The following is a 12,755-nucleotide window of genomic DNA, read 5'->3' on the forward strand; positions in this document are numbered from 1 at the left end:
TTGGTGCCCGGACTCGGAATCGAACCAAGGACACGGGGATTTTCAATCCCCTGCTCTACCGACTGAGCTATCCGGGCTACGGGGCGCATTAAACCGTAATCTGCACATCTCGTCAACCTAATTTCAGTAAAAGCGATTCAACTGCTTAAGATTGCGGCAAATCGCTTCTTTTCTGTGTTTCTGTCAGGTCAATGCACCACCCTGGCGGCAGCGGGCGAAGCGCAGGATATCTTCCGCCAGCCGATGTGCAGTGTCGACATCCGCCTGGCTACGATTCACCAGCATTCGGCTTAAACAGCCTTCCAGCACCAGTTCCATCTGCTTTGCTACCATCGCCGGATCGTCAACTTCCAGTGTGGTTAACAGTTCGTGGGTGAAATCGTAGGCCGCGCTTTTTTGCTGATCGGCCAGTTGATGAATAGGGTGGCCAGGATCGGGATAAAACGTACAGGCAGCGATAAATAGACAGCCCGGATAGCGGTTGTTTTTAACGCACTCCGATAACGCCTGATAACGTGCCAGCAGCTTTTGTTCGGCGGTTTGCGTTTCGTCCAGCATCAGCTGACGACGCCAGACATCTATCTGTTGGCTAAGATAACGCAGCGCATCGTAGAGGATTGCCTCTTTGTCTGGCCAGAAGCGGCGTAGCTCGTCCAGTGGATAATCCACACGTTCAGCAACCATCTCCAGCGTGGTGTTGGCAATCCCTTGTAATTCTAATAATTTCAGGGCTTCTCCCAGTACATCTTCACGTTGCACGCTATTTTCCTCCGTCTTTCCCACTGCAAGTGTCGTTCACGGTTGGCGATCGCGCAAATGTGCGCTGAAGGTTTCAGCATCCATAAAGCCCGTGACGCGTGCTTGTGGATGCTCCTGGCCTTGTCCGTCAAAAAAGAGAATTGTCGGTAGGCCAAGGACATTAAGATGCTTTAACAGCGCCACATCTTGTGCGTCGTTGGCCGTGACGTTGGCCTGAAGTAAGACCGTGTCTGCTAACGCTTTTTGCACCTGCGGGTCGCTGAAGGTGTATTTCTCAAACTCTTTACAGGCGACGCACCAGTCGGCATAAAGATCTAACATCACCGGTTTGCCTTTGGCTTCAACGAGCGCCTGATTTAACTCATCTACCGTTTTGATTTGTGTAAAGTTGAGATGCGTCTGAGTTTGCGCGGTATGCGTCGCACCAAATGCCCAATCCTGAAGTGGGCGCACGCTAACCAATGCCGCTGCCAGCAGGATTATTTGCACCACGCGCATCCAGCCGCGTTTAGCCTGTAGGCTGGTGATAAAGGCCCAGCCAAAGAATGCGACACCCAGCGCCGACCACAAGCGTAATCCCCATACATCACCAATCACTCGCTCCAGCAGGAAGACCGGCAGTGCGAGGATCACAAAACCAAACGCGGTTTTGACTTGTTCCATCCACGGGCCGCTTTTCGGCAGCAAGCGGTTACCAAAGACGGTAATTAGCATCAGCGGCAGGCCCATGCCCAACGCATAGAGATAAAGCGTGCCGCCGCCCAGCCACATGTTCCCGCTTTGGGCGATATACAGCAGAATCGCGCTAAGCGGTGCGGTGGTGCATGGTGAACAGATCAGTCCGGCAATCGCCCCCATAACAAACACACCGCCAGGTGAGCCGCCCTGTTGGCGATTGCTCATCAACGTGAGACGTGTTTGCAGCGAAGAGGGGAGTTGTAGAGTAAACAAGCCAAACATTGACATCGCCAGCAAGGTAAAGACGATGGCGAGGCCAATGAGCACGTATGGGTGCTGTAGCGCCGCCTGGAACTGTAACCCTGCGGCGGCAACTACCAGACCCAGCGCCGTGTAAGTCAGTGCCATCCCCTGCACATAAATAAAGGTCAGCAACAATGCTCTGGCAGTGGAGAGCCGCTGTTTACCACCCAGCACGATGCCAGAAATCAGTGGGTACATTGGCAGCACGCATGGCGTAAAGGCGATACCAATACCGATCAACAACGCCCAGAGCGCGGAAAAGGGCAATTGCGCGGTGTGCTGCTCTTGCTGCGAAACAGACACAGGCTGTGACGCTGCGTTGTTGGCGACCACTTCGCTTAACGGAACGGTTTTGGTTTCTGGCGGATAACAGAAACCGGCATCAGCACAGCCCTGGTAGGTGACAGTTAACGTCGCTCCCGCACTCGCCTGGTTGATGGTTACGGGAAGCGTCAGCCGATCGCGGTAAATCTCGCTTTTGCCGTAAAACTCATCTTCATGCCAGACGCCTTGCGGCAGCTGCACGTCGGCAATTTTCGCGTGTTCCGGCGTAATGCGGATCTGTTTACGGTAGAGGTAGTAACCGTCTTTGATCTGCCAGGTCAGATTAAGGTCATGTTGGTTTTGCTGAAAATCAAAAGTAAAGGCTTGATCCGCGGGGACAAATTGTGAACGTCCCGGCGCGTCGAATAATCCGGCAAAAACGGAAGTGCTGCAAAGTAGCAGGATCAGCGTAAAGATGCGTTGAGCCATGAGAGGTAATCTGTGTCTCCGTGTGTAACAGGTAAAACCAGAAGTTCCGGGGTTTGATATGGATGATGAGACTTCAGGCATTCCAGCAGTGCCTGCTGGTGAGATACGGTAGTTTTTAAAATCATCTGCACTTCGTATTCTTGCTCCAGCTTACCTTCCCAGTAATAGAGAGAGGTAGCGCCGGGGATCAAGGTCGCGCAGGCCGCCAGTTTTTCCGCCAGCACTTTGGCGGCTAAATCCTGGGCTGTCGCTTCATCCGGTGCGGTACATAGCACCACGACAGACGCGGTATTCGAACTTTTTTCATCAAGCATAAACACCTCGCAAGAACAGATGGAACCGCAAGAGAGAGGTCACTATACAACGGACGGGGGAAGGATGTTAGTCGGCGGGAAAGAAAGCGGGGCTTGAACGCCCCGCGATTGGTCATTACAGCATGAAGCTACCCAGCACGAAGCCGAAGCAAACGGCCAGGGCAACACCCAGAGTACCCGGGATGAAGAACGGATGGTTGAAGACGAATTTACCGATACGGGTTGTACCCGTGTCATCCATCTGTACCGCAGCAACCAGCGTCGGGTAGGTCGGCAGAATGAACAGACCAGACACCGCAGCGAAAGAAGCAACAGCGGTCAGCGGTGAAACGTTCAGTGCCAGAGCCATCGGCATCAGTGCTTTTGCGGTTGCAGCCTGAGAGTACAGCAGAGCAGAAGCAAAGAAGAAGATGACGGCCAGCAGCCACGGATGACCCTGAATCACTTCACCAGCGGTATCTTTGATCCAGTCGATGTTGTTGGAAACGAAAGTATCGCCCAGCCACGCAACACCCAGGATACAAATACAGGCGCTCATACCTGCTTTGAAGGTGCTGGAGTTGAGGATGTTGTCGGTATCGACTTTACAGATAACGGTGGTCAGAGTTGCAACGCTGAGCATGATGATCAGGATTGCGTTGGTGGTGTTCATCAGCGGTTTTTCAACCAGACCCATGCTTGGGCTGTTGATGATTGCATAGATAACCACGCCAACTACGCCCAGCAGGAACAGCCAGACGGACGTTTTTGCACCGGATTTGATTTCAATCTGCTTTTCACCGCGCAGTTCAACCAGGCCCTCTTCCAGACGCTTGCGATAAATCGGATCGTCAGAGAGTTTGGAGTTGAACAGCATAGTGACCAGAAAGGACATCACCAGAACCGCCAGCAGGGTGGACGGGATGACCACGGAGAGCAGATGGAGGTAGCTGATGCCATGACCTTCCATCACGGAAGACATGTAAACCACTGCCGCTGAGATTGGCGATGCGGTGATCGCAATCTGCGCGGATACCACTGCAGTAGACAGCGGACGGCAAGGTTTGACGCCTTGTTCCTTCGCAACTTCAGCGATAACTGGCAGTGTCGCCAGAGATATGTTGCCAGTACCAGCAAAGATAGTCAGGAAATAGGTCACGATCGGTGCGAGGATCGTGATGTATTTCGGGTTACGGCGCAGCAGCTTTTCTGTCTGATGAACCAGATAGTCCAGACCGCCAGCAACCTGCATGGCAGAAATAGCGGCGATAACCGCCATGATAATGGAAATGACATCGAACGGGATGTTACCGGGTTTAACGCCAATAGCGGCAAGAACCAGCACCCCCAATCCGCCTGCAAAACCAATACCTATTCCCCCCAATCTGGCGCCCAAGAAGATCGCCAGCAAAACTATGATGAGTTCTACAACTAGCATATTAGCCTTCCTTGTTTTTTAACAAGTTGATATTAGGTTGTTATTTTTAAGTTACTGCTCACAAGAAAAAAGGCACGTCATCTGACGTGCCTTCTTTATTTGTACTACCCTGTACGATTACTGTTCGCTTTCATCAGTATAGCGTTTTGCTTTGTAAGCCGGGTGCATCAGATTCTGTACGGAGAAAATATCGTCAAGTTCCGCTTCAGTCAACAGACCGCGTTCCAGAACGACTTCACGTACACTCTTACCGGTTTCGGCACAGATTTTACCCACGATGTCACCGTTGTGGTGACCGATGAACGGGTTCAGGTAAGTAACGATACCGATAGAGTTGTAAACGTAACCTTCGCACACTTCTTTGTTAGCAGTGATGCCGTTAATGCATTTTTCCAGCAGGTTGTAGCAAGCGTTGGTCAGAATGTGAACGGATTCGAACATGGCCTGGCCAATGACCGGCTCCATAACGTTCAACTGCAGCTGACCTGCTTCTGCTGCCATGGTAACAGTGGTGTCGTTACCGATGACTTTGAAGCATACCTGGTTAACCACTTCCGGAACAACCGGGTTTACTTTAGCTGGCATGATGGAAGAGCCCGCCTGCAGTTCCGGCAGGTTGATCTCGTTCAGGCCGGCACGTGGACCAGAAGAGAGCAAGCGCAGGTCGTTACAGATTTTGGACATCTTCACAGCCAGGCGTTTCAGCGCGCCGTGAACCATAACATAAGCGCCGCAGTCAGAGGTCGCTTCGATCAGGTCTTCAGCCGGTACGCATGGGAAGCCAGTGACTTCAGCCAGTTTTTTCACTGCCAGCGGAGAGTACTCTTTCGGCGTGTTCAGACCAGTACCGATTGCTGTTGCGCCAAGGTTAACTTCCAGCAGCAGTTCAGCGGTACGTTGGATATTTTTCACTTCTTCTTTCAGCAGGATGCTGAAAGCGCGGAATTCCTGACCGAGGGTCATCGGTACTGCGTCCTGCAGCTGGGTACGACCCATTTTCAGGATGTCCTGGAATTCGACAGCTTTACGTTCAAAGCCTTCACGCAGTTGGTTAATCGCATCTACCAGCTTAATCAGGGAAGAGTAAACTGCGATACGGAAACCGGTCGGGTAGGCGTCGTTAGTGGACTGACATTTGTTAACATGGTCGTTCGGGTTCAGGTACTGATATTCACCTTTCTGGTGACCCATCAGTTCCAGACCGATATTGGCCAGCACTTCGTTGGTGTTCATGTTTACGGAAGTACCTGCGCCGCCCTGGTAGACGTCTACCGGGAACTGATCCATGCATTTTCCGTTGTTCAGGACTTCATCACATGCGGCAATGATGGCATTCGCTACACTTTTAGGAATGGTTTGCAGCTCTTTGTTTGCCATAGCTGCGGCTTTTTTAACCATTACCATACCGCGAACAAATTCAGGAATATCACTGATTTTGTTGTTGCTGATATAGAAGTTTTCAATCGCTCTCAGAGTGTGAACACCATAGTAGGCATCAGCTGGAACTTCCCTGGTACCCAACAGATCTTCTTCGATACGAATGTTGTTTGACATGTGAACCTTCTTTTTCAAGCTGCCAATGATTTGCTTTAAACACACAGAATATATGTGGTTTCGAATGTTTTTCGACCGACGATTATCCCCTGCATCGACCGAATACCCGAGATCATATGCTGCTTGAGGATTTCTACCGTAATCTGGATCACTTTAAGTGTCGGTTTTTACCCCTTAATTATTAATTTGTGAAATAGATCACCGCTTTGGGATTACTACCAAAAATAGTTGCGCAAACATCTTGAAATTTTGCTAATGACCACAATATAAGCTGAACGCGATTCGCAACCCATTCAGGTAGCCGGGTTTTACCGGCTGCTATTACAGGAGAAACCTTTGCGCTGGTTACCTTTTATTGCCATTTTCCTTTATGTCTATATTGAGATTTCAATCTTTATTCAGGTTGCCCATGTATTGGGGGTATTGCTGACCCTCGTGCTGGTTATATTCACGTCAGTTATCGGGATGTCACTGGTACGTAACCAGGGCTTTAAGAATTTCGTGCTGATGCAGCAAAAAATGGCGGCGGGTGAAAACCCAGCGGCGGAGATGATTAAAAGTGTTTCGCTGATCATTGCCGGTTTGCTGCTTTTATTACCGGGCTTTTTCACCGACTTCCTCGGTCTTCTGCTTTTATTACCGCCGGTGCAAAAGCATCTGACAGTGAAGTTGATGCCGCATTTGCGCTTTTCTCGTATGCCAGGCGGCGGTTTTAGCGCCGGGACCGGTGGCGGTAATACTTTTGATGGTGAGTACCAGCGAAAGGATGATGAGCGCGACCGCCTTGATCATAAAGACGATCGCCAGGATTAATGTCGAAACGCCGGATTATGTGGTTATGCCATTTTCCGGCGTTTTTCGTTTTGGCAGCAACAGCCATAACCCCGCCAGCATGATCAGCGCATAGAGACTTTTCCAGCCGACCATTGCCAGTAACAGAACGCATAACAGCCCGCCAACCACCGCCAGTAGTCGATAACGTCCTTGCAATAATTTACAGCCTGCCAGCATGCATAACAGATAAATCATAATAAAGATGCCATTGGCATAAATAATAAGAGCGTCCAGATTGATCTCTAAAGCATGAATCACCAACGTGCTCACCACACAGCAGCCGAGCACCGCATTGAGGGCATTATTCGGGATATGGCGAGAAGAGAGGCGTGCCAGGTAGTGGTCAGGATTATGTTGCGCCTGCGACCAGACCAGGCGGGCGAAGCTCTGTATATAAATGTTGAGACTGGCAAAGCAGGCCAGATAGCCAATCACGCAGGCAATCCATAACGCTCCTACACCGAACAACTGCACTACAATTTTTGGAAGCGATGCTGCCGCCGCCATTTTTTCACCATAGGCGTCGAAGTGTAAGACGACTACCGTACAGCCCCAGTAGACTAATCCTGCCAGCAGCAGACCAATCATCAATGCGCGAGGAAAATCACGCTCTGGATTTTTAAATTCCGAGGCAAGATGGGCAAATGCTTCCAGACCGACAAAACACCAGAACATCACTGATAACGCAGCAAATAACCCGGTAAGTTCGATATTACCAGGTGCCGGGAAGGGGATATTCGCAGGTTTGATATCGCCCGCCCACCAGATAGCGACAATCAGCGCGACGATAAGTCCGGCAATAACGGTTTGTAGATTAGCACTGGAACTGGCACCGCGAGTACCGATATACCACACCAGCGCCAGCGTACCGAGTTCTGCCAACAACAGTTGCCAGCTATGCCAGCCAAACATTGCCTGGCCGAACCCGGCGGCAATTTGTAGCGCGGCAGGCAAACCCACGGGAATGACCGATAAAAACAACCAGCCGGTGACTCGCTCAAGTCGCGAACCAAACGCCATACCGACGAAGTGCGCGACACCGCCTGCGCTGGGATAGTGGCGACCCAGAATCGCAAACACAATCGCAATCGGGAACACTAAGATAATCAAAACGGGCCACGCCCACAGGCTGTTATTGCCCGCTACCAGCGCAGCTAACGCAGGAACGGCAAACACGCCAGTGCCTAATAATGACGTCGATAGCAGGCCAATGCCTTGGGCCAGCCCCAGTTCTTGTTTGAGTCCACTCATGGGTTGATATCCGATTGCGCCCAAATTTTGGGCAACTGCGTAGATTTTCGATGGTAGCACAATCAGATTCGCTTATGACGGCGATGAAGAAATTGCGATGAAATGTGAGGTGAATCAGGGTTTTCACCCGATTTTGTGCTGATCAGAATTTTTTTTCTTTTTCCCCCTTGAAGGGGCGAATCCTCATCCCCATTTCTCTGGTCACCAGCCGGGAAACCACGTAAGCTCCGGCGTCACCCATAACAGATACGGACTTTCTCAAAGGAGAGTTATCAATGAATATTCGTCCATTGCATGATCGCGTGATCGTCAAGCGTAAAGAAGTTGAAACTAAATCTGCTGGCGGCATCGTTCTGACCGGCTCTGCAGCGGCTAAATCCACCCGCGGCGAAGTGCTGGCTGTCGGCAATGGCCGTATCCTTGAAAATGGCGAAGTGAAGCCGCTGGATGTGAAAGTTGGCGACATCGTTATTTTCAACGATGGCTACGGTGTGAAATCTGAGAAGATCGACAATGAAGAAGTGTTGATCATGTCCGAAAGCGACATTCTGGCAATTGTTGAAGCGTAATCCTCGCACGACACTGAACATACGAATTTAAGGAATAAAGATAATGGCAGCTAAAGACGTAAAATTCGGTAACGACGCTCGTGTGAAAATGCTGCGCGGCGTAAACGTACTGGCAGATGCAGTGAAAGTTACCCTCGGTCCGAAAGGCCGTAACGTAGTTCTGGATAAATCTTTCGGTGCACCGACCATCACCAAAGATGGTGTTTCCGTTGCTCGTGAAATCGAACTGGAAGACAAGTTCGAAAATATGGGTGCGCAGATGGTGAAAGAAGTTGCCTCTAAAGCGAACGACGCTGCAGGCGACGGTACCACCACTGCAACTGTACTGGCTCAGGCTATCATCACTGAGGGTCTGAAAGCTGTTGCTGCGGGCATGAACCCGATGGACCTGAAACGTGGTATCGACAAAGCCGTTACCGCTGCAGTTGAAGAACTGAAAGCGCTGTCCGTACCGTGCTCTGACTCTAAAGCGATTGCTCAGGTTGGTACCATCTCCGCTAACTCCGACGAAACCGTAGGTAAACTGATCGCTGAAGCGATGGACAAAGTCGGTAAAGAAGGCGTTATCACCGTTGAAGACGGTACCGGTCTGCAGGACGAACTGGACGTGGTTGAAGGTATGCAGTTCGACCGTGGCTACCTGTCTCCTTACTTCATCAACAAGCCGGAAACTGGCGCAGTAGAACTGGAAAGCCCGTTCATCCTGCTGGCTGACAAGAAAATCTCTAACATCCGCGAAATGCTGCCGGTTCTGGAAGCTGTTGCCAAAGCAGGCAAACCGCTGCTGATCATCGCTGAAGATGTTGAAGGCGAAGCGCTGGCAACTCTGGTTGTTAACACCATGCGTGGCATCGTGAAAGTTGCTGCGGTTAAAGCTCCGGGCTTCGGCGATCGTCGTAAAGCTATGCTGCAGGATATCGCAACCCTGACTGGCGGTACCGTAATCTCTGAAGAGATCGGTATGGAGCTGGAAAAAGCAACCCTGGAAGACCTGGGTCAGGCTAAACGTGTTGTGATCAACAAAGACACCACCACCATCATTGATGGCGTGGGTGAAGAAGCTGCAATCCAGGGCCGTGTTGCTCAGATCCGTCAGCAGATTGAAGAAGCAACTTCTGACTACGACCGTGAAAAACTGCAGGAGCGCGTAGCGAAACTGGCAGGCGGCGTTGCAGTTATCAAAGTAGGTGCTGCTACCGAAGTTGAAATGAAAGAGAAAAAAGCACGCGTTGAAGATGCCCTGCACGCGACCCGTGCTGCGGTAGAAGAAGGCGTGGTTGCTGGTGGTGGTGTTGCGCTGATCCGCGTAGCGTCTAAACTGGCTGACCTGCGTGGTCAGAACGAAGACCAAAACGTGGGTATCAAAGTTGCACTGCGTGCAATGGAAGCTCCGCTGCGTCAGATCGTATTGAACTGCGGCGAAGAACCGTCTGTTGTTGCTAACACTGTTAAAGGCGGCGACGGCAACTACGGTTACAACGCAGCAACCGAAGAATACGGCAACATGATCGACATGGGTATCCTGGATCCAACCAAAGTAACCCGTTCTGCTCTGCAGTACGCGGCTTCTGTGGCTGGCCTGATGATCACCACCGAGTGCATGGTTACCGACCTGCCGAAAAACGATGCAGCTGACTTAGGCGCTGCTGGCGGTATGGGCGGCATGGGTGGCATGGGCGGCATGATGTAATTGCCCTGCACCTCGCAGAAATAAACAAACCCCCGGGCAGAAATGTCTGGGGGTTTTTCTTTTGGTCATCTTTCTAGTATAAGATTCAGACACGGACGACGCGAGTGGCGTCCAGCTCATTGATTATGGGGAATAACATGCACGTAAAATACTTAGCAGGGATTGTCGGTGCCGCGCTACTGATGGCGGGTTGTAGCTCCAGCAACGAATTGAGTGCTGCCGGTCAGAGTGTACGCATTGTGGACGAGCAGCCAGGCGCAGAGTGCCAGCTGATTGGTACTGCGACAGGTAAGCAAAGCAACTGGCTTTCCGGGCAACACGGAGAAGAAGGCGGTTCTATGCGCGGCGCAGCAAACGATCTGCGCAACCAGGCGGCTGCAATGGGCGGTAACGTGATTTATGGCATCAGCAGCCCGTCGCAGGGAATGTTGTCCAGTTTTGTCCCGACGGATAGCCAGATTATCGGTCAGGTTTATAAGTGCCCGAACTGATGTGATGGTGACAAACGTATAATTGCCAGATGCGTTTCGCTTATCAGGCCTACATAAGGCATTGCAACTGATTGAATGCTTGAGAATTTGTAGGCCGGATAAGGCGTTTACGCCGCATCCGGCATGACCAACGATCACGTTATCAGTCATTTCAGGCTGGATGGCTCCAGCCTCGCATTAGCAAAGATGAGATTATTTCGCCTGTGGTGCAGTTTTGCTGGTGGATTGAACACGTAAGTGATGCAGCGCGCGTAAGCATTGATCCTGGGTTAGCGGTTGGGCGTTATTCGCCGCTACGGTGCGAACATAGACCTGACATGGCACACCCGCGAGTTTTTTCAGTCGTGGGCTGAAATCAAGCATTCGGCGAGTGATCGCCTCTATTTCTTTACCCGGCGTTGCTTCACGCGTTTTCACCACTGCGCCGCTAAATTGTTCTTTGCCACTTTCATCTTTAAAGCGGTAAAGCACCGCCAGATAATGGTCGAACAGGTTATGTTTCCATTCCGGTTGGGAATAGGTGTCATATTCCAGATTGCCATTTTCCTGGCAGTCAACGTCATATAACGGCAGGAAATCTAACAGTGAGGTAATACGTAATGCCAGTTCACGCATTTCCGCATTATTAATTGCATGAATGATTGCTCGCGCCAGCATTTCAATCTGCAACTCATTGACGACTAACTCACATTTGCTACCGTCATGTAGCGTTAATACGAAGGTAAGATTTTCGCCTTGATTATCGGTAAGTTCCAGCGTGTTAACCCGACGATTAATATCGGCATTTTTAAGCTCATCAACCAGAATTTCTGGGATGTTTTCTGCCATTTTCTTAATGACTTTATCGCGAGCTTGCTCATACTGAAGGCGTGCAGCAGCATCCAGTTTATGCTTTTGATGCAGACGACTTTCCAGCGCAATCAGCAGGTCGCGCAGTTCCATGACAGACATAAAGAACAACGATTCTTTATTGCGAGGTTCTTTAATTTTCAGCGCCAGTGCAATGAAATTATTACTCTTGCGAATAACACCGGTATTAACACCCTTGATGCTTATGGCCATGTAGGTTCTCCCTAACCATTTCTCAATTAAATAATTAATTTTAATTTATAAGCCAGATAAATGGGCTTGGTAGTAATAGTTGTTAAAATAACATAAATAGCCGTACTCACTCTATATAAACAGAAAAGAAAGGTTAATTATTGGTGTTGGCTATATAAAGAGTAACAACAGCAATGTATATGAATAATTAAAGGTTATGCAACGGGCAAAGATTAAATTTCCCAGTTTAATGACAGGTTGCTGTACTTGCGTTTGTTGCTCTTGCCGGATGCGGCGTAAACGCCTTATCCGGCCTACAGTTCATTGCAAATCCATTCAATTTCAATGCACAATGTAGGCCTGATAAGCGTAGCGCATCAGGCTAATGTTTAACTTCCCTGTTTAATCAGTTACTGCTGGCGTAGCTGGAGATCCAGCGGCGTTTTGCTGGGTTCGCCGCCAATTTCTCGCGCCAGTTTCGGCACCAGATATCCCGACACCAATGTCAGCAACTCACGCATAATCTGCCGTGCTTCGTCATCACTCACCATAAAATGCGCCGCGCCCTGTACTTTATCTAGCACATGCAGGTAATACGGCATCACGCCGGCATCGAACAACGCATTACTCAGGTTTGCCAACGTTTGTGCGTTATCGTTCACACCACGTAACAGAACGCTCTGGTTAAGCAGGGTGACACCGACACGGCGCAATTTAGCCATCGCCTGACGGAACGTTTCATCTACCTCATTGGCATGATTGATGTGATTCACCAGCAAGATTTGCAGCGTAGAACGGGCAAAGCGTTCAACCAGCGCCTCGGTGATACGTGCCGGGATCACAATCGGCAGACGGCTGTGAATCCGCAGACGTTTGATATGCGGGATGGCTTCCAGTTGTGTGAGCAACCAGTCCAGCTCGTGATCTTTCGCCATCAGCGGATCGCCGCCGGAGAAAATCATCTCGTCCAGTTCCGGATGCGCAGCAACATACTCAAGAGCAGTCTGCCAGTTACGCTTGTTGCCCTGATTTTCGGCATAGGGGAAGTGGCGACGGAAGCAATAGCGGCAATTTACCGCGCAGCCGCCTTTGACCAGCAAA

Annotated in this window: 12 protein-coding genes and 1 tRNA gene; 4 read left to right on the forward strand and 9 right to left on the reverse strand. The window is 50.4% G+C overall.

Annotated features, from left to right (window positions below; genetic code table 11):
* Position 1: 1 nt before the first annotated feature.
* The 6 genes from QZF50_RS19410 to aspA form a co-directional block, all read right to left on the reverse strand.
* Positions 2-77: transfer RNA gene (locus QZF50_RS19410), tRNA-Phe, on the reverse strand.
* Between the two features lie 106 nt (positions 78-183).
* Positions 184-759, reverse strand: coding sequence for a transcriptional regulator (locus QZF50_RS19415; protein ID WP_001188520.1), 576 nt, complete (start codon positions 757-759; stop codon positions 184-186).
* A gap of 36 nt (positions 760-795) precedes the next feature.
* A complete protein-coding gene (gene dsbD / locus QZF50_RS19420) occupies positions 796-2,493 on the reverse strand; it encodes a protein-disulfide reductase DsbD (protein WP_000068978.1) in 1,698 nt (565 codons plus the stop codon).
* Positions 2,469-2,807: a divalent cation tolerance protein CutA gene (cutA, locus tag QZF50_RS19425; protein ID WP_000883400.1), complete on the reverse strand. Its 339-nt coding sequence runs from the start codon at positions 2,805-2,807 to the stop codon at positions 2,469-2,471. Before cutA ends, dsbD begins: the two co-directional genes overlap by 25 nt.
* Positions 2,808-2,922: 115 nt before the next feature.
* Positions 2,923-4,224 carry an anaerobic C4-dicarboxylate transporter DcuA gene (gene dcuA / locus QZF50_RS19430; RefSeq protein WP_000961959.1) on the reverse strand — a complete coding sequence of 434 codons (1,302 nt, stop codon included), beginning with the start codon at positions 4,222-4,224 and terminating at the stop codon, positions 2,923-2,925.
* A 117-nt stretch (positions 4,225-4,341) separates the two neighbouring features.
* A complete protein-coding gene (aspA, locus tag QZF50_RS19435; RefSeq protein WP_000069437.1) occupies positions 4,342-5,778 on the reverse strand; it encodes an aspartate ammonia-lyase in 1,437 nt (478 codons plus the stop codon).
* 336 nt (positions 5,779-6,114) lie between these two features.
* Between aspA and QZF50_RS19440 the strand changes: the two genes are divergently transcribed.
* Positions 6,115-6,591 carry an FxsA family protein gene (locus tag QZF50_RS19440; RefSeq protein WP_001267448.1) on the forward strand — a complete coding sequence of 159 codons (477 nt, stop codon included), beginning with the start codon at positions 6,115-6,117 and terminating at the stop codon, positions 6,589-6,591.
* 15 nt (positions 6,592-6,606) lie between these two features.
* Here QZF50_RS19440 and yjeH read toward each other — a convergent pair whose 3' ends face one another.
* Complete coding sequence (gene yjeH, locus QZF50_RS19445) at positions 6,607-7,863, reverse strand: L-methionine/branched-chain amino acid transporter (RefSeq protein ID WP_000015837.1); 1,257 nt, start codon at positions 7,861-7,863, stop codon at positions 6,607-6,609.
* Between the two features lie 275 nt (positions 7,864-8,138).
* On the opposite strand from yjeH, the gene QZF50_RS19450 reads away from it, so the two are divergent.
* The 3 genes from QZF50_RS19450 (at position 8,139) to QZF50_RS19460 (ending at position 10,613) form a co-directional block, all read left to right on the forward strand.
* Positions 8,139-8,432, forward strand: a complete 294-nt coding sequence (locus QZF50_RS19450; RefSeq protein ID WP_001026276.1) for a co-chaperone GroES — start codon at positions 8,139-8,141, stop codon at positions 8,430-8,432.
* 43 nt (positions 8,433-8,475) lie between these two features.
* Complete coding sequence (gene groL / locus QZF50_RS19455) at positions 8,476-10,122, forward strand: chaperonin GroEL (RefSeq protein WP_000729117.1); 1,647 nt, start codon at positions 8,476-8,478, stop codon at positions 10,120-10,122.
* A gap of 137 nt (positions 10,123-10,259) precedes the next feature.
* Positions 10,260-10,613 (forward strand): DUF4156 domain-containing protein, encoded by a 354-nt coding sequence (locus QZF50_RS19460; protein WP_000558209.1) that lies wholly within the window; start codon positions 10,260-10,262, stop codon positions 10,611-10,613.
* A gap of 192 nt (positions 10,614-10,805) precedes the next feature.
* Here the strand turns inward: QZF50_RS19460 and QZF50_RS19465 are convergent, their stop codons facing one another.
* Positions 10,806-11,675 carry a YjeJ family protein gene (locus QZF50_RS19465; protein ID WP_001008049.1) on the reverse strand — a complete coding sequence of 290 codons (870 nt, stop codon included), beginning with the start codon at positions 11,673-11,675 and terminating at the stop codon, positions 10,806-10,808.
* Between the two features lie 389 nt (positions 11,676-12,064).
* A partial coding sequence (gene epmB, locus QZF50_RS19470; RefSeq protein WP_290388958.1) for an EF-P beta-lysylation protein EpmB occupies positions 12,065-12,755 on the reverse strand: 691 nt, incomplete at its 5' end.

Origin of the sequence: uncultured Escherichia sp. (genome assembly GCF_948475835.1) — a bacterium.
Classification (GTDB): Bacteria; Pseudomonadota; Gammaproteobacteria; order Enterobacterales; family Enterobacteriaceae; genus ECMA0423.